The organism is Legionella bononiensis (assembly GCF_016786215.1).
Taxonomy (GTDB): domain Bacteria; phylum Pseudomonadota; class Gammaproteobacteria; order Legionellales; family Legionellaceae; genus Legionella; species Legionella bononiensis.
On sequence record NZ_JADOBG010000002.1, the window covers coordinates 35001 to 60428 of the forward strand.

Below are 25428 nucleotides of genomic sequence, written 5' to 3' on the forward strand. Positions count from 1 at the left end.
AGTATTAGGAGAATAGATGATGACTATTGAACGTATTATTCGAATTGTCGCTGGTGCCTTTGTTTTGATATCACTCGCTCTAGGCGTGTCGACCAGCCCAGTATTTATCAACGTTAATTTTTTATGGTTTACGGTATTTGTAGGAGCTAATCTTTTGCAAAGTGGATTTACAGGATTTTGTCCTCTTGAAATGATTTTAAAGAAGTTTATTGGGTAAGAGCTAGTATTCGGATATAAAAAATTAACGAAGTAAAATAAATAGGAACTAGTGTTACGAGTAATTTAACCCATAATGCCACCAGCGACATCGACAATTAAAAAGCCTCCCGTGAGCAAAAGAGCGAACCAAAGTAACTGCTCTTTTGAGTATTTTTTTAATCATGAGGTACATCCTTACTCATTATTGCTCCTCATCACCACCAGCTAATTTAATTTAAATGAAACACCATGTAAGAAAATTGCGGCAAGAATAAGAAAAGTAATTAAAGCGGTGTAAAAATGAATGGTTTTCTTAGTTTTTCTGAACCAGAAGATAAGACCAATCAATACAATAATTGCAATACCTAAAGAACCTAAAAACCATCCATTAGTAAACATTATGTTTTCCTATTTAGTCGTTCTTAGGTTGGTGGTTATGACCTCCATCACCACCAAATCCTCCCTCATAGCCAACCTCAGGATGAGCTGGAGCAGGTGTTGTTTTAGGAGTGCAGGCAGTTAAGCCCAGACCCAATAAACCGATCAATACAATTATTTTAAATCCATTAATATTCATTATTTCTCCTTAACAGCCAATCAAAATAACATGAAACTACTTACATCGTAATATACTCAATAACATAAGATAAATGCATCTTATCTTCTCCAATTTTACGTTTACACGCCACCTTTAAAAAAATTCATTTTTTAATATTCTTTACAAAATCAAGCAACTGTACTGCATCCTTCTTGGATATAGGTTTTTTAAAATAAGTAGCGCTATCGTGCAGGTTTTCCTGATTAGGGTTGGAAGTTAAAATGATCATAGGCGTATGGTTGTTTAATACTGAATTTTTTTGTATCTGGTCAATCAGCTCATGGCAATTTAAATTTTTATCCACTAAAATAAAATCATAAACTCTCATGAAAGCCAACTCTCTTGCCGAGTCATCATCTCCTGCCATATCCACCAAATGCTTCAACTCTAATAAATGCATACGAATGAGAATACGAATTCCTAATGAGGATTCCACCACTAAAAAACGCAATGGATGAGCGCTGCATTGTTCATTTTCAACCCAATCATTCATCATGCAACCTCTTTCGTGACAAACCCGCAAAGACTCTCATTATCCATTCATTTCCTGATATTCAGAATGCCCTTTATGGGAATTAAGTAAGCGCAGACCATTCGCAACAACAATTAGACTCGCACCCATATCAGCAAATACCGCCATCCATAGCGTTGCGAATCCTCCCAAGGCCAGAATAAAAAACACCCCTTTGATGGCAAGGGACAAAGTAATATTTTGGCGAAGAATACGCGCCGTTTTTCGGCTTAAATCAATGTATAAAGGCAGCATGGCTAAATTATCATTCATTAATGCAACATCTGCCGTTTCTAAAGCGGTATCAGTACCTTTCCCCATTGCAAAACTAATCGTAGCCTTAGCCAAGGCTGGAGCGTCATTGATTCCATCCCCCACCATTCCTACCGTTTTATACTGTTCCAAAAGGTGATTAATTGCTTGTAATTTTTCAGTAGGCAAGACATTCGCCTGCACTTCATCAATCCCCACCACTTTGGCAATGGCTTTAGCTGTTAAGGCATTATCACCCGTTAACATCGCTGTTTTAAGTCCTTGTTGATGCAAGGTGTCAATTGCCCATTTGCTTGTAGAGCGCAAAGTATCAGCCACCGCAAAAACCGCCAAAACTACCGCTGAATTACTCAAAATGACTGTTGTTTTTCCTTCCTCTTCCAAACGCTTAAGTTCCTGCTCTACAGCAAGAGAGCACACCTTATTATCTTCTGCCAGTTGATGATTTCCAACGTAATACAGTTCTTGACTAATAATGCCTTGCACCCCGCGGCCAGGAAGTGCTGAAAATTGCTCTACCTCAAATAAAGACCCATTAGGTTGGCTTTGCTTCCAATACTCAACCAAAGCATGAGCCACTGGATGTTCCGAATGACTATCAAGGCTTGCAGCCAGCACTAACAAGTATTCTTTTGGTTGGATTTTATCGTAAACGATAAAATCAGTCACCACAGGCTTCCCCTCAGTTAAGGTGCCTGTTTTATCCAGGGCAATTAATTTGAGCTGGTGCCCCAGTTCTAAATAGCTGCCGCCTTTGATAAGAAGACCATGTTGTGCTGCTGAAGCCAATCCGCTGACTACCGTTACCGGTGTAGAGATGACCAAAGCACAAGGGCAAGCAATAACCAATAACGTTAAGGCCTTATAAATCCAATCATAAAAAGGATAACCAAACACCAACGGGGGAATAAGTGCAATAACCAGTGCAATCAAGACCATAATTGGGGTGTAGTATTTGGCAAACTCATCGACAAAGCGTTGCGTTGGTGCCCGCTCACTTTGTGCCTGCTCAATGGCTTTACCAATTTTAGCAAGCAACGTATCACCCGAAGCCTTAGTGACTTTAACTTCAAAGGCACCGTGCTCATTTAAGGTTCCGGCAAACACGTCATCACCTACTTGCTTGCTCACCGGCATGGATTCCCCTGTAATCGGGGCTTGATTGACCGTACTTTGTCCCGATATCAACACCCCATCCAGTGGGATGCGCTCACCGGGTTTTACTTTAAATACCGCACCGACCGCTACATCTTCTACAGGCAAAGTCTGCCATTGACCATTATCCATTTTAATCCGAGCCACCTCTGGTGCAATTTGCATGAGACTGCGAATGGCAAGGCGGGCTTTATCTAATGAATAACGTTCGATTCGCTCAGCAAGAGCAAATAAAACGGTGACCATCGCAGCTTCCGGCCAGGCACCTATAATCATAGCCCCGGTGATTGCAATTAACATCAGGCTATTAATATTCATGGCCTTAGTACGAAGCGCGATTAAACCCTTCTTAAAAGTAGAAGGGCCACTTAAGATAATGGCAAGCACCGCAGGCAAAATGACCCAGATTGATTGCTCTTTGGCAATGAAATAAGCAGTTAACTCAGAGCAAAGCGCTAAAAGACCTGCCAAAGCAAGCAATGGCCATGACGAATCAACTTGCTTCTTCTCTTCTTTTGCAGAGGAGGTACTGCCTTGAACCCGAACACTCATGCCTAACGCTTCAATTTGTTTTTGCAACACATCAATAGCTGGAAGACGATGGTGCACGGTCACTTCCTCAGCAATGAAATTAAAATCCATCTGCGCCACTTCAGGAATCACTTTTAATTGCCGCCTGATTAATTGCTCTTCAGCCGGGCAATCAAGGCCTGCAACAAAAAAAGTGGTTAAGGTTAGAGGCTTTGTCATAATGAGCCCCCACATTGGCCGCAAAAATTTGCCCCTGCAGCAATAGTGGCGCCACAACTGCATTGAGTATTCTCAAGACCACTGCCACATTGACTACAAAATCGTGATCCAGGAGCTAGAGAGCTCTTACAGCGCGGGCAACTCAATCCTCTTGGCTCAGGATTGGTTGAGTAATTATTCTGTTGGCTTATTTGGCCATGATGAGAGCGTCGGTATCCGCCATGATGGCCGCCAAGACTTCCAAGCATTCGTTTTAGAAAACTCATGTTAATTCTCCGTCTCTTCAGTAAAGTGTTTGAGCATGTCCTCTAAAATACAACGCACATGCGCATCATAAATAGTGTAATAAATATGCTTTCCCTCTCTATTTGCTAGAAGAAGGCGTGCAGAACGTAACAGACTTAAATGATGGCTCGCCAATGGCACCGAAAGTTGCAGTTGTTCCGCCAGCTCTGAAACTGATTTTGGACCATGCAAACACTCGATAAGAAGCTTTAAACGATTAGGCTCACCCATCAAATGCAAGATATCGCTTAAAGTGATGATTTGGTCTTGAGTTAGCATAGTTTATTAAACAGTGAAATAAGTATTTAACTTTAAGTGTAGCTCATTCACAGCGGTTGTCAAAAACACTATCCGTTGTCCTTTGCTCAAAAGAGCTATAATTAAATGAATCTATTTTTGTATAAGGAAGAAGAATGACGACCCTTCTTTCAAATCACAGTCTTCTGATCATCTTAGGATTTGCTTTTTTTATGGGAATAATTTTAATTATTCTGGCAAAAGGGAGTTCCGGCCATAAAATGAAATTTATAACTCACTTGGGATTTTATCTTTCTCTTGCTGCCGCACTTATCTTTGCTATAGTGCTTTTTATAGATGTCTTTCCACTTATTTTAAAATGACAATCACCAATATGTTACAATTCCATCAAAGGAATCACTCATCCTCGCCTGATTTTTTAATTACTGATTTCTTGTGCCGCTCATGAAACAGGTAATACAAACCGGGTAAGACTAAGAGTGTTAGGAAAGTGGATGAGATAATGCCACCTATAACCACCGTTGCCAAGGGACGTTGTACTTCAGAGCCCGTGCCCGTAGCCAAAGCCATCGGCACAAACCCCAAAGAGGCCACTAAAGCAGTCATGAGTACCGGACGAAGCCTCGCCAGAGAGCCTTGTAATACCGCATCTTTTAAGTACATTTTTTTCTGTTCATGCAGTTTATTAATAAAGGTAATCATGACCAGGCCATTAAGAACTGCCACCCCTGACAACGCAATAAACCCAACACCGGCTGAAATGGACAAGGGAATCCCTCGAAGCCACAGTGCAAATACCCCACCAGTTAACGCCAAAGGAATGCCACTAAACACTAAGAGCGCATCTCGTACTCGACCAAAACTCATAAACAACAATAAGAAAATGCCCAATAGTGTGATAGGAACAACGATTTGTAGCCGTTGAGAGGCTGATTGCAACTGCTCAAACTGACCACCCCAGGTTACCCAGTAGCCACTGGGAATTTTGACACTCTGGTCAATCCGTTGCTTGGCTTCATTCACAAACGAGCTTAAATCCCGATTGCGAACGTTAGCACTGACCACCACACGCCGTTTACCACTTTCCCGACTGATTTGATTGGGGCTTTCACTACGCACCATTTTGGCTACTTCACTCAACGGAATAAAATGTCGTTCGCCATCTTTAGCCTGTGGCAACGGAATAAATACTTGGCGTAGTACATTAGGGTTTGTACGTAACTCTTCAGGCAAGCGCACCACTAAATCAAAACGCTTATCTCCCTCAAAGAGCTCGCCACCTTTTTTGCCGCCTGTGGCAATGACAATGGCATCTTGAACCGTGCCAATTTGTAAGCCGTAGCGTGCCAAAGCATCGCGATTGATTTCAACGGTTAGTAGCGGTAAACCACTGACTTGCTCTACTTTTACATCAGCAGCACCGGGCACTTTTTTTAATTGAGCACTGATGGCTTCAGCTACTTCCAGCAATGTATTCATGTCATCGCCAAATACTTTCACCGCAACATCACTACGAACCCCTGAAATTAATTCATTAAAGCGCATCTGAATGGGCTGAGTAAATTCATAGTTATTCCCCGGAATTTGCTTTACTGCCGCCTCGATTTCTTGTACTAGTTGCTGTTTGCTTTTTTTAGGATTCGGCCAATCCTTCCGAGGCTTTAACATAATAAACGTGTCAGCGACATTGGGCGGCATGGGATCAGTAGCCACTTCCGCAGTCCCTAGTTTTGCAAAAACACGTTTGACTTCTGGAAACTGGCTTACTCGCTCCTCTACTAAATGCTGCATGGTAATGGCTTGTGTTAAACTAGTGCCAGGAATTCGCATCGCGTGCATGGCAATATCGCCTTCATCAAGACTTGGAATAAATTCACCACCCAACCGAAATGCAAGCAAAAGACTTATCCCCACCAAAGCAACCGCAGCTCCTATCACCAACCTTCTGGCATGAAAACAGCGGCGCAAGGCTTTTGCATAAACAAGTGAGAGGTAGTGTACCAACCAATTTTCTTTTTCTTGTACACGCCCACCTAAAAAAATGGCAACGGCTGCTGGAACAAAAGTCAGAGCAAAAAGCATGGAGGCGAGCAGCGCGGTAATAACCGTTTGCGCCATCGGCAAAAACATTTTCCCCTCAACCCCTGTTAACGTTAAAATCGGTAAATAAACCACCGTGATAATAAAGACACCAAAGATACTGGGCCGAATCACCTCTGTTGTGGCATAAGCTATGACTTTCAAGCGCTCTTCTAAATTTAAAACACGATGCAAGGCATGCTGTTGTTCACCCAAATGCTTAATGCAGTTTTCAACAATAATGACCGCACCATCGACAATCAAACCAAAATCAAGAGCGCCTAAGCTCATCAAATTGGCACTGATTTTATTAGATACCATCCCTGTAATGGTCAAGAGCATGGATAAAGGAATCACCATCGCGGTAATCAGTGCTGCGCGAATGTTACCTAAAAACAAAAACAAAATAACACAAACAAGCAATGCCCCTTCGAGCAAGTTTTTCTTCACCGTATTAATGGTAGCGTTCACAAGCAAGGTTCGGTTATAAACCGTGACTGCTTCAATGCCTTCCGGCAATGATTTATTAATAACTTTCATTTGGGCCGCAACTCGTTCAGACACTGTGCGACTGTTCTCGCCCATAAGCATAAATACTGTGCCTAAAACGACTTCTTTACTGTTCTCTGTTGCTGCTCCTGTTCGTAGCTCCTTGCCTAAAGCCACTTCTGCAATATCACGAATTCGAATAGGTGTTCCTTCAAAGCTTGCAATAACAATGTTCTCAATATCAGTGATGTTTTGCACCTGCCCTGGTACGCGAATTAAGTTCTGCTCGCCATTAGTTTCAATATATCCTGCACCCACATTGGCATTATTGCGTTCTAATGCCTCAACCACATTGTTTAAGCTTAACCCATAACGAACCAGTTTCATGGGATCTGGAGTGATGTGAAATTGTTTTTCATAACCCCCAATGGTGTTTACTTCAGCCACTCCCTCTACATTACGCAGTTGCGGCTTGATAATCCAATCTTGAATGGTACGCAGTTCCGTTGGATTGTAACGTTGACTTGCTGGTACATTGGCTTTATTGGTTACCGTGTACATAAAAATCTCACCAAGCCCTGTAGAGATTGGGCCTAAAGTGGTTTCTACTCCTGGTGGGAGCTTGTCTTTTACCTCCTGCAAGCGCTCATTAATTAATTGACGCGCAAAATAAATGTTCGTGCCATCTTTAAAGACCACCGTGACTTGCGATAGTCCATAACGTGATAAAGAACGAGTGTAATCCAGATTAGGCAACCCGCTCATAGCCAGTTCAATAGGGAAAGTAATTCGTTGCTCCACCTCAAAGGGTGAATAGCCTGAGGCTTGAGTATTGATTTGCACTTGCACGTTGGTGATGTCAGGTACCGCATCAATAGGCAAACGTTGAAAATTATACACACCATAAAGAGCAATGATTGTCGTAAATAATAAGACAAACCATCGATGTTTTAGGGAAAAACGAATTATTTTTTCAAGCATTACCAATCCTTAGTGCTCGTGGCTTGCGCCATCCTTTCCTAACTCTGCTTTCATAAAAAAGCTATTATTGCTGACATAGCGCTGGCCTGCATCAAGCCCCGAAACCACTTCGACCCATTCATCATCCCTTTGGCCTAAAATAACAGGCGTTGCCTCAAAATAATCTCCTTGCTGGATAAAAATTACTTCTTTCTCATCCATGCGCTGAATAGCCGACAAAAGTATGGCAACTGGAACCGTTTTTTCTTTAATGGTAATTGCGGCATTAATGTACATCCCAGGCAACCAAACACGAGGCTCATTAGAAAGAACTGCTCGTGCGAGCGTTGTTTGACTGTCTTCAATGCCTAAGGGCGCAATGTAGGAGATGGTGCTGATGGATTTTGGTGTTCCTTCATCTCCAGTTACCACCACACTCATTCCTTGTTTTACTAAAGGCACCTCTTTACGATATAAGGTAAAATCAGCCCACACAGTAGCCAAATTAGCCACTTCATAAATAGGTTTGGTGCTTTGCGCAAGCTCCCCATTGGTTGCGTATTTTTGCACGATGGTTCCGCTCATGGGTGCATTAATTGTATAATTTTGTAAACTTTCGTTACTCTCAATCGTAACTAATACCTCCCCTTTGGTGACTTCATCGCCTAAATTCTTAGTCATTGATTTAATAATGCCTGAATAGCGTGCATAGATGGGAGCTAAGGTGTCTCGATTGGGAGCAATTTTACCTACGACTTTAAGTTGAGTTTTAATTGTTTGGCTTTGTGCCTTAGCCGTTTGAATGTCTGCCGCTTTTAGAATGGCTGGCACCATTTTAATGCGGCCTTCATAAGTCGCATAATGCCAGGTATAGCGTTTATCCTGAAGCTCTAATTGAATGCTCACATCAAAAGAATGAGGCTCTTCAATCACCTCAACGCTTTGTAAAAAATTCTCGACAGGAGTGAACGCAATTGCTTCTTTTTTATCACCAAATCGCTTTAACTGAACGGTCAATTGCGCTTTCCCAGGCGCGATAGGCTCACCATTCTTATACAAATAAGCGCGAAAATGCGGTGGCATGCCCCGTTCAAAAATTAAAAACTCAAGGGCTATATCTTCATCCTTAAACAAACGCCCACCTTGCGGACCCTTTTCCATGGTTTCTTGATGATTTTTTTCTTCATCGCCATGGGATTCTTCATTTGTTGCCCATAACGAAAAGGAACTCAACCCCAATAACAGAATTATAAAGGGCATGCAGGATAGGAATGGCTTTAAAACTCTCATTTACTCTCCTTAGAAGGCGCTAATCCTAAAAGCCCGGTCAGTTGAATTAAGGCTTTATGATAATCAGCATGAGCTTGTTGGTAATGACGCTCTTCTTCATACAACGAATTAAGGGCTGTGGATAATTCAATATACGTATAACGTCCCATTTGGTAGCCATCCTGTGCCAATTTGATTGATTTACGCGCCAAAGGTAATAACGAATTCGTCACCAAGCTCGCCTCATAATGACTTTGTTCGGCTTGTAGAAAAGCCCCATAGACATTTTGACGCACATCAAGGCGTGTACCTTGAAGCTCATGAGCCGTTTGGGTGTATTGTGCCTCAGCGGTTATGATTTTTCCTTGATTTCTATTGTAAACAGGGACTTCTGCAAAGGCTGAAGCCACTGCGGCATTACTGCCATCATCAGAGAAATGACGACCGCCTAATTGAATGTTTAAATCCGGCCACACAGATTTTTTAACTGCAGTAATAGTCGCACGCTTGGCGTGTAATTGCTGTTGAAGCTGTACTAACTGAGGGCTTTGCGGTAATTTTCTAAGTAACACAGCCCAGTTCAATGTCACTCCAGGAAGACCTTTATCCACTAATTGTCCATCAACTCGTAATCCATCACCTAATAGACGCGCCAATTTCGCACGCTGAAATAATGCATCCCTTGCAGCTTTATTTTCTTGAATACGCGCTTCGCCTAAGCGCACCTGGGCCAAACGTAAGTCTAATTCCGCTCCAGCGCCTGCCTTAACTCGACGCTCGATTGCGCTTACGATGTCTTGATTGAGGCGAATAAGTTTTTGGGTGACTTGATGCCATTGACCCGCATAAAGTGCATCCACATAGGCCACACCAACTGCCACATAAAGTATCGCTTTTTGTACTTGAATTTGGGCAAGAGAGGCTAAGTAATCTGAATAGGTTGCTTTTTTCAGATACTGCAACCGATTACCCAAAGGGATGGGCTGGGTCACTGATGCCGTAGTTTCTGCCGCCTCATAACTTGAATAACTCCCCGAGCCGCCAAAGTTTTCTGCGGTTAAAGTCACTTGAGGATTGGGATAAAGCCCACTTTGGATAAAAAAACCGCGCATGGCTTGTGCTTTATCTATTTCGGCCTGTAATTCGGGATTATTGCGATAAGCAATGCCCAGGGCTTGTTTGAATGTCAAAGGGGTGGCCGCGAGTGCCTCACTCGCTACAAGGCTCATTGCACTCCACACAACATAATAAAATAAATAACGCATTCCCTACCCTATCAAATCCTTGTCAAACCTTTCGTTCCAGTGTACCTTGATTTTGGGCCTTGATACACCTTATTGCTAAAAAAACCAGAAAATCATAGCATTAAGTCACTGAAATGATTACCAAACTGGTATACACTGATCTTTATAATCCATTAACTTGTTTATCCTATGCACCTACGATTATTATTTGTTTTTTTAATAATCTTGACTGCCGAACTTAAGGCTCAGTCATTAACTATTGGAATAGTAGCGTATGACCCGCCGTTTTCAATGAATGCCGACAAAAATCATTTCTTTGGATTTGATGTTGAGCTCATAACAGAGCTTTGCAAGCAAATTAAAGCTCAGTGTCAATTGAAACCCATGCTGTTTGACGAGCTGTTTACAGAATTAAAAGCGAGTAAAATTGACTTGGGGATAGCGGCAATTATCATCACCGACGAACGACAGAAAACCTTTCTCTTTAGTCTTCCCTATCTGGCAAGTGCAGCACGTTTTATGACCACAAAAAACGACTCAATTACATCTCTTAAAAAACTCAACAATAGATCAATAGGCATTATCAGAGGCTCTCTCTTCAAACAACTCATTACTCAGAAATTTAAAACCAATAGGGTTAGAGAATATCCTTCAACTAATCAACTCATCACTGCCTTAAATCAACAGGAAGTGGATGCCTTGCTTATGGATGACTTTTCGGCTGATTATTGGATAGCCAATAATAACACCTTGTTTAAAGGATTAGGTAAACCCTTCCCCGTCGGCATCGGTTATGGAATCATGGCCAAAATGGATTCTAAGATGCTAATGAACCAAATCAATCAAGCCTTAAAACATATCGAAAAAAATGGATTTTATTTATCTTTATATCAAAAATATTTTCACACCATACCCATGCATTAAAATATGAATCACTAACGGTTATCTTAATGTCAATTTTTTAATTTAATTCGGTTTAGTGGTGTCCGTGACCATGACCACGCGGGTGATACCCACCAAATACACGTTTAGGCTGTTTATTGTTTTTTGAATCTTCCTTATTAATAGAAGAAGCGCAGGAAGCCAACAAAAACATTAAAGAAATGAGCACTAATACATATGGGGTTACCAAACTAGATTTTTTCATCATTCGCATCCTTGGAATAACTCACTTGCTGTTATTTTTTAATATCATTATTATGGATGAAATAAAAGTAAATTGTACTCCTTTGGTTTTATATTCATTCAATATAAAAAAAACGGAGTTAAATTGATGAAATTTTATTCCCGTCAACACCGCACAGGAGGCGAATATGAAAAAAGAGGTTTTTATTTCAATCTGTGGCGGCCTTATTTTTTCGTTATCCACACAAACAATCCTGGCCGATGAAATTCCCAGTCGCACCTTACCTATGTCTGAAATCTTGAAAATTCTACAGACTCGCGGTTATAGCGTAATAAGAGAAGTTGAATTTGATGATGGTTTATATGAGGTGGAAGCCTTTGATGAAAAAGGGATTCAGCTTATTATTCGAATGAACCCAAATACAGGGGACTTTATCAACACCAATTTAAAAACCAAGAAATACCCCATCTCAATGCTTGAAGCGGCGCAGAGAATTGAGGGCGCTGGCTATCATACTATTTTCAAAATTGAAGCGCACGGCAGTCAGTATGAGGCAAAGGCCCTTGGTACAGAGGATAAAAAAATTAAATTACGCATCGATGCTAATTCTGGCAAAATATATATCCTTGAATAAGAGAACTAGAGTTATTAATTCTGCAACATTTAAAATTTTTCAATAAATAAAACAGCCAACCTATTTAAGTTAAGCTTAAAGAAATTTAAGACTTGACATCCTCTATCCTTATCCCAAGAGCCATCACGAATCAGCTGATGCCTGCAATGCTGCCTGTTTTTTAAATCCAAGGAAGGCTTAGCATGCACAAGATAAATATAATGACGTCATAAGAGATTTTCCAATCTAATATTTTAGATTTTTGCATCAGGGCGCAAGTTCCGGAGCGCTAGGCCACTTACCATCAAAAGTTAGCGCTTATTTTAACAAAATAATTTGTTTTCATATAGTTAGCATTAAGAATTTGAATGCTTAAGTTACAGAAACGGAGCAAATGTGAACTAGAACCTCCTTTCTGTAAAATAGAGGCTAATAAAGGCAGATAATCGCAAAATATCCCACACAATAAATACCCAGCCAAAAATTTCTTTGAAAACTTCTCGTGAACTTTTAATAAAAGGGTCCCAAAAATGCTTGAATAAATACATGATGTTCATGTGACATAAAGTTGTTATAGTATTTTCATACAGATAGATAACCAAAGTCTTTCTTTATTAGTAATTAATTTTCCAAATACTGCTAGAAAAACAAATAGTTCTATTCAATGTCTAGAGTGAATTCTTTAAAAAAATTTATTTTTAGGTAACAATGGCACTTTAATACTAGGGCGTGTTTTTAAAGTTTCAGCCACAATATAATACTTACTAGAGTTAGTGCTCCTAGAAACATGATAGCTGTTTTATCATAATGTGTAGCAATTCTCCTAAAACTTTTGACTCGATTAAAAAAACGCTCAACGTAATTACGCTCTTTGTATATATGTGTATCATGCTCTATAGGTATGATGCGATTCTTTTTGGATGGGATGACCGCCGTGATTCCTCTATTTTTCAACTCCCCGCGAAATTCATTGCTATCATAAGCCTTATCGGCTAATAAATACTCGGATAGTTCATCACCGAGCAATTCCTTTGCTGTTTTTATCTCACTGTCTTGTCCAGGTGTTAAAATAAAACTCAAAGGCAATCCAAAAGAATCAACCTTTACATGGATTTTTGAGCTAAAACCACCTTTGCTTCGGCCTAGTGCTTGTTTCTCTTGGCCGCCTTGAGCTCCAGCCGCATGTTGATGTGCTCGAATAACGCTACCATCCATCATGTGCCATTCGTGATCGCCATCTTTTTTTTAAAATTTCAAGTATTCCATTGAAATGTCCATTTTTAACCCATCGATTATAGCGACCATAAACACTTTGCCATTTTCCATAATCAGGTGGCAAATCTCTCCAAGGCGCGCCAGTCCTGATAATCCAGCAAACCGCTTCGATAAATAATCGATCATTTTCACCATGACGACATTTGGGCGCATGTGAGCTTATAATAATGGGAAAAATTATTTAAAGGAGAAACCATGTTAAAAAAGTAGCGTTTACCATGTATCCTGTCGAAAATTTAGATCGAGCGATGGATTTTTATAAAAAAAATCTTGGTTTAATACCTAGCAAAATATCTGCGAATGGTCATTGGATAGAGTACGACTTACCCCAAGGCGGATGCTTTGCAATCACAACCCTTGCGGAAGGTGTTAAACCAAGTGCTGTGTCCGGGGGTAGTATTGCTTTTGAAGTGGAAGGTTTGGATTCCTTAACGCAACAATTAAAAAAGAATGGGGTAACATTCAAATTGGATACTTTTTCATCACCCGTATGTAGAATGGCAATTATCATCGATTCTGAAGGAAATGCTATTACACTGCATGAGCTCAATCAATAAGTCTGTATACAAAGGATAAATGATGATGTTTGCTAAATGTTCTGTATTTATTGCTACAAGTCTTGATGGCTTTATTGCAAGAGATAATGGTTCTATTGATTGGCTAATGAAAGCAAATGAGCTTGTGCCCCCAGGTGAGGATGGTGGTTATAAAGAGTTCATATCTACGGTCGATGGACTCATTATGGGGAGGCATTCTTTTGAGAAAGTCTTATCATTCGACCCTTGGCCTTATGGTGAGCTTCCTGTCATAGTGATGAGTAGCAAACCTATAGAAATTCCTGCTCATTTAAAATATGTTTCAGCATCTTCCGAAACACCCATCGAGCTCGTTAAGCGGTTAACTGATGAAGGATTTAAGCATCTTTATATTGATGGAGGAATAACTGTCCAAAATTTTATAGCCGCGAATTTAATCCATGAATAACAATAACCATCGCACCAGTCTTGCTAGGTTCTGGTCGTTCATTATTTGTACATTTGACACAAGACATTGAACTGGAGCATCTTGAAACCAAATGTATTGGCGGTGGTTTTGTTCAGTTGAAATATCGGATGGCTGCGGTACAGGCGAACCCATAGCACAATTTTTAATTAAACAAGGATATAAAGTAACGGGCATTGATGCAAGTCAAAAAATGATTGAGCAATACAAGATAAGATTCCCAGATGCAAAATGGCTACTTGCTGATATGAGAACTTTAGATTTACAAGAGAAATTCGATGCGGTCATTGCCTGGCATAGTTTCTTTCATTTACCTCATGATGATCAACGAAAAACATTAAAATCTCTTGCTTCTTTGGTAGAGCAAAATGGTTTATTAATATTTACTTCCGGACCCGAGTACGGGGAAGTCTGGGGTGATAATGGGGGATATGATTTATATCATGCATCCCTTTCGTCTGAAGAATATACTCAAATTCTTCTAAAGTGCCATTTTAAAGTCCTTGTACATAACATTAGGGATCCTGATTGTGGGGAAGCAACTGTTTGGGTTGCTCAAAAAAACCACATTACTCCAGAGTAAAATGAAAAAAACTTCTTCAAATCTTATACTCAAAAATAATGGGATATCTATTTGGCATCATAGGAGATTTTTTAACACCAATTTTGATGCATCCCATTTTCTTGTAAAATGGTTCAGCACCAGGATCGCTCCATAATTTGAATCTACTAACACCATTTGATTTAAAATCTTCTACCATCATAGACCACATTTTTTTACCGAAGCCTTTACCAATATAATCTAGATCAATAAAAAAATTATCCAGTTCAGACTCTTTATTTCTGATGCTAAAACTATAAAAACCCATCACCTTTTCGGGTTTTTCAGTATTTCTTTCACAAAAAAGTTGCACTGTATTTTTTTCAAGATAGTCTGTGGTCATTTGAAAAAGCTGCATGAATTTATCCATAAATGCTTTATCATATCCCCAATAAGATTTTGAGCGATACATTAACTCATTGATCTGTTTTAATTCATGGACACCAGCTCGTACACATTTTACAATCATCTAGACCCTAACAATTTTTAATAGAAGCGCTATATCCGAATCGCCATAGAGCCAGTATTTAGCATCATCAGTATATTTCAGCCACTAATTTTACATCATACTGAGGCTACTGGTAAAATCGAAAACCAAAACTTTATCCTCTAAAACAATGACTATTGAACAGAATGAATTAGAGATTAAAAATAATCTACATCAAAGCATTACATGGGGACAACCTATTCCACTTTCCCCAATCTTAGCCCCTGACTGTCCTTACCCAGTTGAGGCACTTCCCTCAATTGTTAAAAAAGCCGTAGTAGACTATCAACAATATGGACAGCAACCTCTGCCTTTGATTGCATGCAGCGCCTTGGCTAACATGTCTTTATCATGTCAATCACTTGCCAATGTAGCGCGAGACAACTATTTAATTAGTCCTGTATCGCTTTATTTTTTAATTGCCAGCGGCTCTGGCACCCGAAAAACTGCTGCAGATAATGTTTTTTCGAGGGCAGCGCGTCACTGGGAAACACTTATTCGTAAAAGGCGCGAACCTGAAGTGTTGTCAGCGCTAACGCAACACCAAGTATGGCAAATGGAAAAAGACAGTTTATTCTCCCAAATCAAACGTGCAACCTATACGGGAGAAGACTCGGATTATGCCAAAGAAATGCTTGATGAGTTAATTCATCAAGAACCGGAAATTCCTTTGCAACCCACTCTTTATTTTGAAGATGCTACCCAAGAAGCACTGGCTATTCATTTAGCCCAAGGTTGGCCTTCTGCATCCTTATGGTCTGATGAGGCAGGCATCATCTTGGGTAGCCATAGCATGCAAGGCAATCCAACTCGTTTTGTAGCATTGCTTAATCGTTTGTGGGACGGTAAGACGTTCACAGCACATCGTAAGACAACGCAAGGATTTACCATTGAAAATCGGCGTTTAACACTTAACTTGATGATGCAACCGCTTATCTTACAACAACTTACCAAGCAAGCATCCGGTATTAGCCGACAAAGCGGTTTTTTAGCTCGTTGCCTTATGGCTTATCCTGCCAATAGTATGGGAAATCGATTTTACCAAGAGCCGCCTGCCTCTTTACATTCTCTAACCCATTATGAGCAACGCGTCACTGCCTGCTTAAACCAGTCAGAACAATTAAGCCATCAAGGTTGTATTCAACTTCCATTGTTGAAAATGAGTATGGCCGCAAAACAACAATGGATTTTATTTTTTAATGCAGTGGAAGCTGGGTTAAAACCTCAAGGCCAGTGGGTCGATGTCGTTGATTTCGCGTCAAAGGCCGCTGAAAATACAGCGCGGCTTGCAGCACTCTTTCATCTTTTTGAAGGACGCCATGGGGATATTGGTGTAGAGCATACCGAAAATGCCATTGAAATAATTAGTTGGCATTTGCAAGAAGCACGACGAATTATGCCTACTGAAACCGTTTCTTTGCAGTTTTCCGATGCCCTAAAACTTATGGACTGGTTTATTGAAAAAAATATTAGTTCAACAACCTTACGAACTATTCAACAATTAAGTCCATTGCGAGATAAAATAAAACGCGACCAAGCGGTTGAATTATTAGTGGAGCACAATCAAATACGCATTGTAAAATCAGGTTCAAAAACGATGGTGGAAGTGAATCCACGCGCATGCAAAGTGCCAACATGAGTTTTGTTTAATACTTTTAACTTTATCACACCAATTTACAGGAGAAACTCGTGCCCTTTAACATGCTAAAAGAATGGTTGAACAAGGAAAAAGAAAGGGGGATTGAGGATCCTTCCTGTGCTGTTTTAAGTACTTGTAGCAGCTCTAGCGAACCTCATAGTCGAGTGGTGGCCATTCGGGAAATTGAAACAGAGAGTCTTTTATTTTTTACGCAGCAAAAAACACGCAAGGTTGCTGAATTATTAAATAACCCTAAATCCTGTTTAAATTTTTTATTTGCGATGCAGAACCGACAAGTTATTTTAGAAAGTACAGCAATCCCCATTTCTCAAGAAGAAAATGAAGCTTTTTGGAGTACTCTTCCTCGTGAACGCCAATTGAGATTCTCTGCTTATGCTCCTACTTCAGGACTTGTCATTAAAGATTTAAACCAATTGGAAACCAGGAAAAAAGAATTGAGTGATCAATTTGCAGGACTTCCTATCCCTATGAGCGAGTATTATTTCGGTTTTCGCTTTATCCCAGAAACATGGATTTTCTACACGGTCGGCTCTATTTCTTTTTCTGAAGTAATTCGCTATACGAAGATAGAAGATTCTTGGAAATCAGAATTAATTTCCCCATAGGTGATATCATGTACATGCTTTGTTTTTGTGTTCCAGAAACCCATTTAGAAATTGTTAAAAATGCTATTTTTGCTACAGGCGCAGGGAGTGTTGATCATTATCAGCATTGTGCTTGGCAAACATTGGGTGAGGGGCAATTTATGCCATTACCTGGAAGCCATGCTTTTATTGGGGAAATCAATCAGCTTGAAAGAGTACCTGAATATAAAGTAGAAATTATCTGTACTGAAGAGCAAATCACAGTGGCTGTTGCGGCCTTAAAGAAGGCTCATCCCTATGAATCACCTTCTTATCAAGCGTTTCGGGTTGAGAGTATCTAATAATAAACAATGCTTCCAATATGAACCAACTTACATTCAAATAAGGACCTAAAAAATGTTACCCAAAAATGCCAGTTTGGGACATATAGCCCTAGCAGTTAATAAACTTGCTGAATGTGAGCAGTTTTATAATTTATTGGGATTGCAAACAGAACTTAAAACGATGGGCTACGTTTATCTTACAGGCAATAGCGACAATTGTGAAATTGGGGGAAAATCGTTGAATCTAACGCTCTAATATAAATAAAAATGTTCTCTTGTATGCCACTTTTATCACGATCGTTACTTCCAATACGGTTGTAACCTAAAATAGTAGCGACGATGCAAAATTTTATTCACGAACACTGCGCAAAATTTTCTCACCATGGTTAATGAGCAACGAGATATGTCCTTCATGATCCAAAACTTTTAGTGAGGCGTTAGGGTTTAATTTTGCATAAAGATTGGCATGAGCTAACGGAGCTTGTTTATCTAATCTACCTTGCCAAATGACAACAGGGCACTTTATATGGCTCATATCAAATCCCCAAGGCTTTAGGCTTAATTGAATTTCTTGAGATACGCCTGTAATACCACCTTTAAAAGCCTCTAACGATGATTGGATAAATAAATCACCAGCTTCTGTGTCACCTAAAATACGCTGATCTACCTCTGACATTTTACTCGTCATTTTTTTTAATATCCCGGGTTTTTTCAGCATCAAAAACATGAGATTTACCATGACGGTAGCAATTGGGGGTATTGCTTTAATCATTTTATTTATAAACCGCTGTCCTCGTCCTAGACTTGCTGTAGCCTCAGGTATTTCAAAAGGCCCCATACCTGAGACAATCGCTATTTTATTTAACCGATGAGGTATTTTATATCCACATCCTGCAACAAAAGGAGCTCCACCAGAGTGACCTATAATAGAAAATTTAGGGATACCTAAGTAATTGGCAAGAGCCTCAACATCATCAGCCCATGAAAGAATAGTGCGCGTTGGATGTTTAGAAGATAAACCCATTCCTGGTCTATCAATACTAATTAATCGATAATGATTTAAACATGCTATATTTTCCCAATGCCCAGCCTCAAGCCTAGAACCTGGAAGTCCATGAAAATAAAAAACTACCTCTCCTTTTGGATCTCCAAACTCAGCATATCCAAGTGTTCTGCCATCGTTTAACAGAATAGTAGAATTAGTAAAGCAAATTTTGGTATTCATAATAATTTCCCAGAAAGATAGTGCTCTACTGATGCTTCTATCAGCAGAGCAAGATGATCACGATAGCTTACGTTCAGCAAAAACTCTCATAGCAGCTACCAAATAATCAACCAAACCAGGGTGATATTTATTATAAAATAATCGAAAATCTGGATGGTCCAGGTACATTTTTCCAAGTCCTAAATATGTCTCCTTTGTTGGTGTCCAAAAATTATTAACCCAATCGTAATGTTCTTGGATTAATGCCTGAACCTCATCCGAATCAGTCCTAACTCCTTTTGCTAATGCATTGGCCAGCTCAAGATTAAGCTTTTCACCCGCATTTTTAAACTGTTCCCAATTTGATTTTTTCCAGTGAGAAACACGCGTCCAACTATCATCAATTTGCTTTTGTGATATCACTCCTGTTTCGAGCATATATTTTTCGTGCTCTTGTTGTTTGATGGGATCGAAGCCATCATACATTTCCGCATCACGCATAATTATTTTTCCTCTTAAATGTGAAATGGTTTTATCAATCGTCTTGATGAGCGTTGCTGTTCGTTCAAGACTAGATTCCAAAGCAGATTTATGTCTTTTTAATGATTCTATTTTATCAAAATCATCACTACTCATAATCTGTTGGATATCATTTAGAGGAAAACCAAGCTCACGAAAAAATAAAATCTGCTGTAACATAAGCAGCTGCTCTTCTTTGTAATAACGATATTGATTGCCACCATAGTAGGCAGGTTTTAATAAAGCAATTTCATCATAGAATCGCAGAGTGCGGGTACTGACCCCTGAAAGCCTCGCCAATTGATTAATCGTGTATGCCATTTTGCTCTCCTCTAATTGACAACATACACGATAAGGGTTGACGTAACGGCAAGGTCAATAGATATAATAATTTTTTTAAACCTGTTAAAACGACCATTAATCCAGTCATCAAATTGATTGCATAAACTAAGTTAAATTAGCAAGTTTCTGTAGTTGTTATTTTTAAGAATCACTTCAGGTGCACACCATCAAATACCCTATTCATCATCAGCTTAAGTCCTATCTTCTGCTGACTCATAGACTTTATTTTTGTTTCGCTTGCCTACAGCAACAACAAGGAGAATCATTTTATTATCGTTAACTTGGTAGACCAATCTATAGCCAGCCTGATGCAATTTTATCTTATAGCAATCTTTAAGATGGCCACTAAGTTTGGCAGAAATAACATGCGGATTTTCCAGTCGCCGTTTTAATAGTTTTTTAAACTGTTCCTGCAACTCCTTCGATAGTTTCTTCCATTCTTTTAACGCAAGCGGATGGAAATGTAACTCATAGATCATCAAGCGCAACCTTAACTGGCGTAAAGGGCTCTGAAAGGCGTTGTTCTACAATGCTTTTTAGCTCGCTTTCGTCAACAGCATCCATCAGTTTTTCAAAAGTTTCTGCTGGAATTAAATAAGCAGCAGCTACATTATGGTTAAGAATCACCACGGGCATCCCATGCGCATCATTAATAAGTTTTGTGGGATTTTTCTTTAATTCGCTAATGCTAGCGACTTGTGTTGCATATAAAGTTTGCATTTTAATGACCTAAATAAATACCTTTATTATGACTTAATTATAGTGCTTTTTATAATAAAAGGTCAATCATCACGAAATTTATAAAGGGGATTAGGGAAGTTGAATCAAAAGATTATTTAAGTATCCCTAAGAAAAAATTTTAAGCAACATCTCTTTCACGATTGTGCGCCTGCTTGCGATCCCTTTCATTTAGGAGAAAGCCAATGAGATAAAAGTTGTTTTTTCTGTGTTAATTCTATTAAGTTACACCTTCATTTACATTTGATTTTTTATTTCTTATCCAGTCTTTAAGGCTTTCTAATGCACAAGTCCAATCCCAACCTTCTTCAAAAGATTCAAGAGCCTGTTCTGCCTGCTCAAACATATAATCAGCAACCTGCAAAATAAATTGCTTGTCTCTATCTTTATACAAGAACTCAAGCGCATTAATCATTTCATAAATAATGAATCCATACCCATTTTCTGTATAACGGATGTACTCAGGGAAATAAAATGCATAGTCAATGGCTTTCTTTATCTCTTCCCAGTCTCCATTGGCAAGTCGCATTCCAATAGATGCACTTAAAGCCCTCCATAAGACAGAATTATATTGTGCATTTAAAAGAACAATTTCAGCCAAATGTTCTTTAGTAAAAGAGTTTAAATACTTTTTCAGCTGATGCATATCCACAGGTGATTTAGGTCCTCTGTTAAGGTACCGAGATTTTTCAGAAGGCATTAACTTCCCCTTGATTTAAACGTTATTCTAATATTCACCCATTGAGCACCATGCTACTTTTGCTACTCGTTGACAAACGAGCATACCTATATTGATCAGATAATACAGTGTTCACAAGGATCATAACAATATTCATCGCATCAAAATGAATGCATTTATGTAGCAATATATTGCTACATAAATGCTACATATCGCTACAATTTCAGAGATTAATAAATTTCACTGGATCACGTCTTGTTTCTGCCATTTTCCTTATTTATAGAAAATTATTATAAATAAGGAACTCTTTGCAAAAAACAAAAGAACTTAAAAAAACAAAACATGAAGAAACCCAAGCCACAACTGAGGACACCCTCTTTTGCCTATTTCAGGATGTGTTTTTTCGGTGTTCTTAGTGTAGCGTTATGTAGCAATACAGTAGCACGAGTTTTGCTACAATTAATTAATCGGATTTATAACAGAAAAAACCGAATTACCCTATGATTTAATGGATAATTTTATCCATCAGGTTTCAATGATTTGATGGTCGTGTAGCAATGTAGCAAATACATTAAATGACAAATTGTTTAGGACATTTTGCGAATAAGAGTCTATATTTGATCCTTAAAGGATATATCGATTATAAAGAAAATGTTTGAGATTCAATCAACCCAAAAGTAAACATTTTCTAAAGCAAGAAATAGACCACGAAGGTTTATGCACATACTAAGACACTTCTGATAATTCTTAAAAAGTCTTAAATACGATAAGAATTTTTAAGACTTTCATTGTTAATGATTAGGCTATCCTATAGAATAATTCTTAAATCCTTTAAGAATTATTAAGAACTTATGAAAAAACACAACAATTGGCATTATGCCCGCCCCGAACTAGCTAAAAAATATCTCGATCTATTTGAAATAGGTCTAACCTCTGCCCGAGGATTATTTGCTAGACGAAGAATGGGAAAAACCGAATTTTTGAAACAAGATTTTATACCTGCAGCTCAAAAGGCAGGTTATATTGTCGTCTATAGTAATCTTTGGGAATTAGAAATTGATCCTGCAACAGCTTTGGTTTCCGAATTTTATAAGACAATTGAGCCAAAAGGATTTAATAAAATTTGGACCAGTTTAAACAAGCCTATAAATATTAAAAAAGTTAAGGCCTCAGGAAAAATTACAGGTCTAGGGGAAAGGACTCTTGAGACAGATTTAGCAGAAACAAAAAAAGGAACCAGTACTTTATTAATGGAAGCAATGAATGCTTTCGATAAAACAAAAGATCAAATGATTTTGGTAATAGATGAAGCCCAAGTTTTGGCATATGAAGAGAACTCTCATTTTGCTCATGCTCTAAGAGCAGCATTGGATATCAGGAAAGAGCGTATAAAAGTAATTTTTGCTGGCAGTTCGGAAACCACTCTAAGACGTATGTTTGGGGTTGCATCAGAGCCATTTTATAACTGGGCGCCTCTAGAACCCTTCGAATTATTAGGAAAAGATTTCGTATTGGCTATGGTCGAAAGGGTAAATAAAATATCGAAATACCCAATGAGTATTCATGACGCTCTTGATGCATTTGAAAAACTGAAGAAGACTCCTGAGTTTTTTCGAAGATACATAGAATACTATTTAAGTAATCCGGAGGAGGGCACGGCTGCAGCTTTAGCGGCTACTAAAAGCAGGGTATTTAGTGATGATAATTTTAAGCGTCAATGGGAAACGTTATTGCCGGCCGATAAAATAATAATGTCAATGATTGCCAATGGAATAAGTGACTTACATGGAAAACTAGCTTTGCAAAAACTCGGTGAAGCCCTTGGAATTGATAGTGTTAATAAAAATACCACTCATAATGCACTAAGAAGATTATCGAATAAAAATTTGATTACTAAAATTGATTTTGGAACTTATCAGTTCGAAGATGAGGCTTTTGCTGATTGGGTAAAGCATTTAGCTGATTAATTTTGAAATCAGCCCAATTAACAAATTAATTTGATATTTCCCAGGGAAGAATAGGTATCAAAAGTATCGCTTCTGAGAATAGCCACGGGTTTTTTATCAATAGAGCTCAATGAAAAATTCACAATTGTCCATGTTTCATTTGTTTGATCATTTACAAAATATACACGGTCTCCAATTTTAAAAGGATCGGTGGTTATTTTACTTGCCTCTTCAATAGATTGGGGTAAAAATTTGCTTATATGAGCCATTTAATGGATGCCTTTAAATTTTAATGAAATGTAAATTTTTTGAGAATTATACATATTAAGGTTAGAAGTGCAACGTCTAAGCAGATAATCCGTTTGCTATTAAAGATTGGGCATGTAAAAATTTTATGACACAAAATAGTAAAAGTACATGGACAAAGATAAGGATAGGAATCACATGAACGATATCAAGTCATTTAAAATAAAAAAAATAGTTCTTCTTAAAATTACTTTTGCGGCAATTTTTTCCTGCACGACACTCAATGCCTATGCTGGCTTGCAATCCTATCACATCAAATACCACAAAGACTCCAAAATAAACAATGTTTCCTTATCCAATACTGAAGTATTAATAGAGTTCCACCGTAGTGGCAATTCACTGGGAAGACTCCTGACAAAAACGAATGAGACTCAAGGCATCACCATCGACAACACTTATGGGAAAAATTTGGTTATTCACGTGCTATTCATCGAGAAAGAGGGAAAAAGAATACGATGTTGGGGAGTATCTGCTGCTAAAACAAATACCATTGAGATTCAATGTGATAAAGTGGTTTCATTGAAAAAAACAAAGGGAAACACTGGAGAGTCCACTGATTCAATCCATTAAATCACTAAGAGCTCTCTGGTTAACAAGTATTGACAAAAAGAACAACGTGGCATGACACTATGTAACCTGCTTGATTATAAGGAAATAAACAAAAATGGCCAATAAAATTCGTGGTAAAGTCAAATGGTTTAATAAAGACAAGGGTTTTGGTTTTATTGAAAGCAGTGGCAAAGACTACTTTGTCCACTTTAGTTCAATTCAAAGTGACGGCTTTAAAACACTTCCTGATGGGGCAACTGTTCTTTTTAAAATGGGAAAAGGACAGAAAGGACCTCAGGCCGAGGAAGTAGAAGTTATCTAATAAATGACCACTATTAGATCTAGGCAAAACCGTTCTGATGACAATAACACTTATTTTTTTACTGTATGAAACCATCAAGGAGGAAAGAAGTGAATCAACGAGTTGCTTTAGTCACAGGGGGCACTGGTGGTATTGGTACTGCCATATGCCAGGAAATGCAAAAGTTAGATTATCAAGTCATTGCCTGTTATTTTAAACAAGGCAATCATGATTTGGCGAAAGAATGGCAGAAAAAACAGGCCATGCAAGGCTTTGATATCGACATTGTCTACGCCGATATTTCTTCCTTCAATGATTGTGAGAAAGTGACCGAATTGGTCATCGAAAAATACGGCAAGATCGATATTCTAGTGAATAATGCCGGTGTTACAAACGATGCCACTTTGAAAAAGATGACTCAAGAACAATGGCAGAATGTCATCCATGCCAATTTAAATAGTGTCTTTAATATGACGAAAACCGTGATATCCACCATGTTGGATAATAGTTATGGACGTATCATCACCATTTCTTCCGTTAATGGACGCAAAGGTCAATTTGGCCAGTGTAATTACGCGGCCACTAAATCCGCATTATACGGTTTTACCAAAAGTCTGGCACAAGAAGTCGCAAAGAAAGGCATCACAGTGAATACCATCTCCCCTGGCTATATTAATACCGAGATGCTTGCTTCTCTGAGGGATGACATTTTAGAAGCGATTGTTGCTCAAATTCCTGTGGGACGATTAGGCAAACCCCAGGAAATTGCTCGTGTTGTTGCTTTCCTTGCAGAAGAGCAAAGTGGTTTTATTACCGGCGCCAATTTTGATGTCAATGGTGGGCAATACATGTAACTCACTCGAAAGTCCATTGAGCGTTTATATTTTAAAGCCGCCATCCACATAAAGGATTTGCCCAGCAATGGGTGCGGCTTTATCAGATGCTTAATAATATCCAGCGGCATGAAAATGGGGGGCTAAAAATTTGTACCTATTCCCTGGTTTTTCAATTTTGATAAGTAATGACCAATTCATTGCCCTATTGAGCAGCACCAATAGAATGCGGATTAGCAAAATCGACAATCAAGCGTTTTTACTCTTCATC

33 protein-coding genes and 1 pseudogene are annotated in these 25428 nt (G+C 38.9%); 15 read left to right on the top strand and 19 right to left on the bottom strand.

Annotation, left to right across the window (positions count from 1 at the left end; all coding sequences use genetic code 11):
* Positions 1 to 16 precede the first annotated feature (16 nt).
* Complete coding sequence (locus tag IZU94_RS01175; protein WP_021460616.1) at positions 17 to 217, top strand: YgaP family membrane protein; 201 nt, start codon at positions 17 to 19, stop codon at positions 215 to 217.
* A 206-nt stretch (positions 218 to 423) separates the two neighbouring features.
* Here IZU94_RS01175 and IZU94_RS01180 read toward each other — a convergent pair whose 3' ends face one another.
* The 6 genes from IZU94_RS01180 to IZU94_RS01205 all read right to left on the bottom strand — a co-directional run bounded on the left by IZU94_RS01180 (position 424) and on the right by IZU94_RS01205 (position 4049).
* Entirely contained in the window at positions 424 to 597 is a 174-nt protein-coding gene (locus IZU94_RS01180) for a hypothetical protein (protein ID WP_021460617.1), read from the bottom strand.
* A 13-nt stretch (positions 598 to 610) separates the two neighbouring features.
* Positions 611 to 775 carry a hypothetical protein gene (locus IZU94_RS01185; protein WP_021460618.1) on the bottom strand — a complete coding sequence of 55 codons (165 nt, stop codon included), beginning with the start codon at positions 773 to 775 and terminating at the stop codon, positions 611 to 613.
* Positions 776 to 899: 124 nt separating this feature from the next.
* The gene (locus IZU94_RS01190; protein ID WP_021460619.1) at positions 900 to 1292 is read right to left on the bottom strand and encodes a response regulator; all 393 of its coding nucleotides are present in this window, start codon (positions 1290 to 1292) and stop codon (positions 900 to 902) included.
* A 36-nt stretch (positions 1293 to 1328) separates the two neighbouring features.
* Complete coding sequence (locus IZU94_RS01195; protein WP_021460620.1) at positions 1329 to 3485, bottom strand: heavy metal translocating P-type ATPase; 2157 nt, start codon at positions 3483 to 3485, stop codon at positions 1329 to 1331.
* Positions 3482 to 3751 carry a zinc ribbon domain-containing protein gene (locus tag IZU94_RS01200; protein ID WP_021460621.1) on the bottom strand — a complete coding sequence of 90 codons (270 nt, stop codon included), beginning with the start codon at positions 3749 to 3751 and terminating at the stop codon, positions 3482 to 3484. Before IZU94_RS01200 ends, IZU94_RS01195 begins: the two co-directional genes overlap by 4 nt.
* A gap of 1 nt (position 3752) precedes the next feature.
* Positions 3753 to 4049: an ArsR/SmtB family transcription factor gene (locus IZU94_RS01205; RefSeq protein WP_021460622.1), complete on the bottom strand. Its 297-nt coding sequence runs from the start codon at positions 4047 to 4049 to the stop codon at positions 3753 to 3755.
* A gap of 134 nt (positions 4050 to 4183) precedes the next feature.
* Between IZU94_RS01205 and IZU94_RS01210 the strand changes: the two genes are divergently transcribed.
* Positions 4184 to 4390 carry a hypothetical protein gene (locus tag IZU94_RS01210; protein WP_021460623.1) on the top strand — a complete coding sequence of 69 codons (207 nt, stop codon included), beginning with the start codon at positions 4184 to 4186 and terminating at the stop codon, positions 4388 to 4390.
* Between the two features lie 34 nt (positions 4391 to 4424).
* Here IZU94_RS01210 and IZU94_RS01215 read toward each other — a convergent pair whose 3' ends face one another.
* Genes IZU94_RS01215 through IZU94_RS01225 form a run of 3 tightly spaced genes read right to left on the bottom strand, consistent with a single transcriptional unit; the run spans position 4425 to position 10054 of the window.
* A complete protein-coding gene (locus IZU94_RS01215) occupies positions 4425 to 7577 on the bottom strand; it encodes an efflux RND transporter permease subunit (RefSeq protein WP_021582687.1) in 3153 nt (1050 codons plus the stop codon).
* Between the two features lie 9 nt (positions 7578 to 7586).
* Complete coding sequence (locus IZU94_RS01220) at positions 7587 to 8846, bottom strand: efflux RND transporter periplasmic adaptor subunit (RefSeq protein ID WP_021460624.1); 1260 nt, start codon at positions 8844 to 8846, stop codon at positions 7587 to 7589.
* Positions 8843 to 10054 (bottom strand): TolC family protein, encoded by a 1212-nt coding sequence (locus IZU94_RS01225; RefSeq protein ID WP_370569567.1) that lies wholly within the window; start codon positions 10052 to 10054, stop codon positions 8843 to 8845. Before IZU94_RS01225 ends, IZU94_RS01220 begins: the two co-directional genes overlap by 4 nt.
* A 204-nt stretch (positions 10055 to 10258) precedes the next feature.
* On the opposite strand from IZU94_RS01225, the gene IZU94_RS01230 reads away from it, so the two are divergent.
* Positions 10259 to 10993: a transporter substrate-binding domain-containing protein gene (locus tag IZU94_RS01230; protein WP_032831349.1), complete on the top strand. Its 735-nt coding sequence runs from the start codon at positions 10259 to 10261 to the stop codon at positions 10991 to 10993.
* Between the two features lie 52 nt (positions 10994 to 11045).
* Here IZU94_RS01230 and IZU94_RS01235 read toward each other — a convergent pair whose 3' ends face one another.
* Positions 11046 to 11219, bottom strand: a complete 174-nt coding sequence (locus tag IZU94_RS01235; RefSeq protein WP_154694749.1) for a hypothetical protein — start codon at positions 11217 to 11219, stop codon at positions 11046 to 11048.
* Positions 11220 to 11382: 163 nt separating this feature from the next.
* Between IZU94_RS01235 and IZU94_RS01240 the strand changes: the two genes are divergently transcribed.
* A complete protein-coding gene (locus IZU94_RS01240) occupies positions 11383 to 11829 on the top strand; it encodes a PepSY domain-containing protein (protein ID WP_021460627.1) in 447 nt (148 codons plus the stop codon).
* A 714-nt stretch (positions 11830 to 12543) separates the two neighbouring features.
* Here IZU94_RS01240 and IZU94_RS01245 read toward each other — a convergent pair.
* Positions 12544 to 13032, bottom strand: a pseudogene (locus IZU94_RS01245) (IS5 family transposase); the annotation flags it as partial.
* Positions 13013 to 13264: a transposase gene (locus IZU94_RS01250; protein ID WP_080447406.1), complete on the bottom strand. Its 252-nt coding sequence runs from the start codon at positions 13262 to 13264 to the stop codon at positions 13013 to 13015. The gene IZU94_RS01250 and the pseudogene IZU94_RS01245, both read right to left, overlap by 20 nt.
* A 37-nt stretch (positions 13265 to 13301) precedes the next feature.
* Here IZU94_RS01250 and IZU94_RS01255 point away from each other — a divergent pair, with 37 nt between their 5' ends.
* The 3 genes from IZU94_RS01255 to IZU94_RS01265 all read left to right on the top strand — a co-directional run bounded on the left by IZU94_RS01255 (position 13302) and on the right by IZU94_RS01265 (position 14668).
* Positions 13302 to 13640 (top strand): VOC family protein, encoded by a 339-nt coding sequence (locus IZU94_RS01255; RefSeq protein WP_021460631.1) that lies wholly within the window; start codon positions 13302 to 13304, stop codon positions 13638 to 13640.
* Positions 13641 to 13659: 19 nt separating this feature from the next.
* A complete protein-coding gene (locus IZU94_RS01260) occupies positions 13660 to 14067 on the top strand; it encodes a dihydrofolate reductase family protein (protein ID WP_238400666.1) in 408 nt (135 codons plus the stop codon).
* 91 nt (positions 14068 to 14158) lie between these two features.
* On the top strand, positions 14159 to 14668 hold the full coding sequence (locus tag IZU94_RS01265; RefSeq protein WP_021460632.1) for a class I SAM-dependent methyltransferase: 510 nt from the start codon (positions 14159 to 14161) through the stop codon (positions 14666 to 14668).
* Positions 14669 to 14684: 16 nt separating this feature from the next.
* Here the strand turns inward: IZU94_RS01265 and IZU94_RS01270 are convergent, their stop codons facing one another.
* The gene (locus IZU94_RS01270; RefSeq protein WP_021582682.1) at positions 14685 to 15155 is read right to left on the bottom strand and encodes a GNAT family N-acetyltransferase; all 471 of its coding nucleotides are present in this window, start codon (positions 15153 to 15155) and stop codon (positions 14685 to 14687) included.
* Positions 15156 to 15303: 148 nt separating this feature from the next.
* Between IZU94_RS01270 and IZU94_RS01275 the strand changes: the two genes are divergently transcribed.
* The 4 genes from IZU94_RS01275 to IZU94_RS01290 all read left to right on the top strand — a co-directional run bounded on the left by IZU94_RS01275 (position 15304) and on the right by IZU94_RS01290 (position 17996).
* Entirely contained in the window at positions 15304 to 16812 is a 1509-nt protein-coding gene (locus IZU94_RS01275; RefSeq protein WP_021460635.1) for a YfjI family protein, read from the top strand.
* Positions 16813 to 16874: 62 nt separating this feature from the next.
* Positions 16875 to 17438 (top strand): pyridoxamine 5'-phosphate oxidase family protein, encoded by a 564-nt coding sequence (locus IZU94_RS01280; protein ID WP_238400667.1) that lies wholly within the window; start codon positions 16875 to 16877, stop codon positions 17436 to 17438.
* Between the two features lie 8 nt (positions 17439 to 17446).
* The gene (locus IZU94_RS01285; protein ID WP_025520126.1) at positions 17447 to 17758 is read left to right on the top strand and encodes a YqfO family protein; all 312 of its coding nucleotides are present in this window, start codon (positions 17447 to 17449) and stop codon (positions 17756 to 17758) included.
* Between the two features lie 55 nt (positions 17759 to 17813).
* Entirely contained in the window at positions 17814 to 17996 is a 183-nt protein-coding gene (locus tag IZU94_RS01290) for a VOC family protein (RefSeq protein ID WP_011212541.1), read from the top strand.
* Between the two features lie 93 nt (positions 17997 to 18089).
* Here the strand turns inward: IZU94_RS01290 and IZU94_RS01295 are convergent, their stop codons facing one another.
* The 5 genes from IZU94_RS01295 to IZU94_RS01315 form a co-directional block, all read right to left on the bottom strand.
* Complete coding sequence (locus IZU94_RS01295) at positions 18090 to 18965, bottom strand: alpha/beta fold hydrolase (protein ID WP_203107468.1); 876 nt, start codon at positions 18963 to 18965, stop codon at positions 18090 to 18092.
* Positions 18966 to 19022: 57 nt separating this feature from the next.
* A complete protein-coding gene (locus IZU94_RS01300) occupies positions 19023 to 19784 on the bottom strand; it encodes a MerR family transcriptional regulator (protein WP_011212543.1) in 762 nt (253 codons plus the stop codon).
* 212 nt (positions 19785 to 19996) lie between these two features.
* Positions 19997 to 20284, bottom strand: coding sequence for a type II toxin-antitoxin system RelE family toxin (locus tag IZU94_RS01305; protein WP_011212544.1), 288 nt, complete (start codon positions 20282 to 20284; stop codon positions 19997 to 19999).
* Positions 20274 to 20525 carry a type II toxin-antitoxin system Phd/YefM family antitoxin gene (locus tag IZU94_RS01310; RefSeq protein ID WP_011212545.1) on the bottom strand — a complete coding sequence of 84 codons (252 nt, stop codon included), beginning with the start codon at positions 20523 to 20525 and terminating at the stop codon, positions 20274 to 20276. Before IZU94_RS01310 ends, IZU94_RS01305 begins: the two co-directional genes overlap by 11 nt.
* A 238-nt stretch (positions 20526 to 20763) precedes the next feature.
* Positions 20764 to 21243 carry a hypothetical protein gene (locus IZU94_RS01315; RefSeq protein WP_021460582.1) on the bottom strand — a complete coding sequence of 160 codons (480 nt, stop codon included), beginning with the start codon at positions 21241 to 21243 and terminating at the stop codon, positions 20764 to 20766.
* An 830-nt stretch (positions 21244 to 22073) separates the two neighbouring features.
* Between IZU94_RS01315 and IZU94_RS01320 the strand changes: the two genes are divergently transcribed.
* Positions 22074 to 23189 (top strand): ATP-binding protein, encoded by a 1116-nt coding sequence (locus IZU94_RS01320; RefSeq protein WP_021460581.1) that lies wholly within the window; start codon positions 22074 to 22076, stop codon positions 23187 to 23189.
* Between the two features lie 17 nt (positions 23190 to 23206).
* Here the strand turns inward: IZU94_RS01320 and IZU94_RS01325 are convergent, their stop codons facing one another.
* On the bottom strand, positions 23207 to 23437 hold the full coding sequence (locus tag IZU94_RS01325) for a hypothetical protein (protein ID WP_021460580.1): 231 nt from the start codon (positions 23435 to 23437) through the stop codon (positions 23207 to 23209).
* A 175-nt stretch (positions 23438 to 23612) separates the two neighbouring features.
* Here IZU94_RS01325 and IZU94_RS01330 point away from each other — a divergent pair, with 175 nt between their 5' ends.
* The 3 genes from IZU94_RS01330 (at position 23613) to phbB (ending at position 25178) form a co-directional block, all read left to right on the top strand.
* Complete coding sequence (locus IZU94_RS01330; RefSeq protein ID WP_021460579.1) at positions 23613 to 24044, top strand: hypothetical protein; 432 nt, start codon at positions 23613 to 23615, stop codon at positions 24042 to 24044.
* Positions 24045 to 24138: 94 nt separating this feature from the next.
* Positions 24139 to 24345, top strand: coding sequence for a cold-shock protein (locus IZU94_RS01335; protein ID WP_021460715.1), 207 nt, complete (start codon positions 24139 to 24141; stop codon positions 24343 to 24345).
* A gap of 89 nt (positions 24346 to 24434) precedes the next feature.
* Complete coding sequence (gene phbB, locus IZU94_RS01340) at positions 24435 to 25178, top strand: acetoacetyl-CoA reductase (RefSeq protein ID WP_021460714.1); 744 nt, start codon at positions 24435 to 24437, stop codon at positions 25176 to 25178.
* The last annotated feature ends 250 nt before the right edge of the window (positions 25179 to 25428 follow it).

Coding starts and splice junctions, on each gene's coding strand:
- IZU94_RS01175 (WP_021460616.1), top strand. CDS start 17: ATGATGACTATTGAACGTATTATTCGAATTGTCGCTGGTGCCTTTGTT.
- IZU94_RS01180 (WP_021460617.1), bottom strand. CDS start 597: ATGTTTACTAATGGATGGTTTTTAGGTTCTTTAGGTATTGCAATTATT.
- IZU94_RS01185 (WP_021460618.1), bottom strand. CDS start 775: ATGAATATTAATGGATTTAAAATAATTGTATTGATCGGTTTATTGGGT.
- IZU94_RS01190 (WP_021460619.1), bottom strand. CDS start 1,292: ATGATGAATGATTGGGTTGAAAATGAACAATGCAGCGCTCATCCATTG.
- IZU94_RS01195 (WP_021460620.1), bottom strand. CDS start 3,485: ATGACAAAGCCTCTAACCTTAACCACTTTTTTTGTTGCAGGCCTTGAT.
- IZU94_RS01200 (WP_021460621.1), bottom strand. CDS start 3,751: ATGAGTTTTCTAAAACGAATGCTTGGAAGTCTTGGCGGCCATCATGGC.
- IZU94_RS01205 (WP_021460622.1), bottom strand. CDS start 4,049: ATGCTAACTCAAGACCAAATCATCACTTTAAGCGATATCTTGCATTTG.
- IZU94_RS01210 (WP_021460623.1), top strand. CDS start 4,184: ATGACGACCCTTCTTTCAAATCACAGTCTTCTGATCATCTTAGGATTT.
- IZU94_RS01215 (WP_021582687.1), bottom strand. CDS start 7,577: ATGCTTGAAAAAATAATTCGTTTTTCCCTAAAACATCGATGGTTTGTC.
- IZU94_RS01220 (WP_021460624.1), bottom strand. CDS start 8,846: ATGAGAGTTTTAAAGCCATTCCTATCCTGCATGCCCTTTATAATTCTG.
- IZU94_RS01225 (WP_370569567.1), bottom strand. CDS start 10,054: ATGAGCCTTGTAGCGAGTGAGGCACTCGCGGCCACCCCTTTGACATTC.
- IZU94_RS01230 (WP_032831349.1), top strand. CDS start 10,259: ATGCACCTACGATTATTATTTGTTTTTTTAATAATCTTGACTGCCGAA.
- IZU94_RS01235 (WP_154694749.1), bottom strand. CDS start 11,219: ATGATGAAAAAATCTAGTTTGGTAACCCCATATGTATTAGTGCTCATT.
- IZU94_RS01240 (WP_021460627.1), top strand. CDS start 11,383: ATGAAAAAAGAGGTTTTTATTTCAATCTGTGGCGGCCTTATTTTTTCG.
- IZU94_RS01255 (WP_021460631.1), top strand. CDS start 13,302: ATGTATCCTGTCGAAAATTTAGATCGAGCGATGGATTTTTATAAAAAA.
- IZU94_RS01260 (WP_238400666.1), top strand. CDS start 13,660: ATGATGATGTTTGCTAAATGTTCTGTATTTATTGCTACAAGTCTTGAT.
- IZU94_RS01265 (WP_021460632.1), top strand. CDS start 14,159: ATGTATTGGCGGTGGTTTTGTTCAGTTGAAATATCGGATGGCTGCGGT.
- IZU94_RS01270 (WP_021582682.1), bottom strand. CDS start 15,155: ATGATTGTAAAATGTGTACGAGCTGGTGTCCATGAATTAAAACAGATC.
- IZU94_RS01275 (WP_021460635.1), top strand. CDS start 15,304: ATGACTATTGAACAGAATGAATTAGAGATTAAAAATAATCTACATCAA.
- IZU94_RS01280 (WP_238400667.1), top strand. CDS start 16,875: ATGCTAAAAGAATGGTTGAACAAGGAAAAAGAAAGGGGGATTGAGGAT.
- IZU94_RS01285 (WP_025520126.1), top strand. CDS start 17,447: ATGTACATGCTTTGTTTTTGTGTTCCAGAAACCCATTTAGAAATTGTT.
- IZU94_RS01290 (WP_011212541.1), top strand. CDS start 17,814: ATGTTACCCAAAAATGCCAGTTTGGGACATATAGCCCTAGCAGTTAAT.
- IZU94_RS01295 (WP_203107468.1), bottom strand. CDS start 18,965: ATGAATACCAAAATTTGCTTTACTAATTCTACTATTCTGTTAAACGAT.
- IZU94_RS01300 (WP_011212543.1), bottom strand. CDS start 19,784: ATGGCATACACGATTAATCAATTGGCGAGGCTTTCAGGGGTCAGTACC.
- IZU94_RS01305 (WP_011212544.1), bottom strand. CDS start 20,284: ATGATCTATGAGTTACATTTCCATCCGCTTGCGTTAAAAGAATGGAAG.
- IZU94_RS01310 (WP_011212545.1), bottom strand. CDS start 20,525: ATGCAAACTTTATATGCAACACAAGTCGCTAGCATTAGCGAATTAAAG.
- IZU94_RS01315 (WP_021460582.1), bottom strand. CDS start 21,243: ATGCCTTCTGAAAAATCTCGGTACCTTAACAGAGGACCTAAATCACCT.
- IZU94_RS01320 (WP_021460581.1), top strand. CDS start 22,074: ATGAAAAAACACAACAATTGGCATTATGCCCGCCCCGAACTAGCTAAA.
- IZU94_RS01325 (WP_021460580.1), bottom strand. CDS start 23,437: ATGGCTCATATAAGCAAATTTTTACCCCAATCTATTGAAGAGGCAAGT.
- IZU94_RS01330 (WP_021460579.1), top strand. CDS start 23,613: ATGAACGATATCAAGTCATTTAAAATAAAAAAAATAGTTCTTCTTAAA.
- IZU94_RS01335 (WP_021460715.1), top strand. CDS start 24,139: ATGGCCAATAAAATTCGTGGTAAAGTCAAATGGTTTAATAAAGACAAG.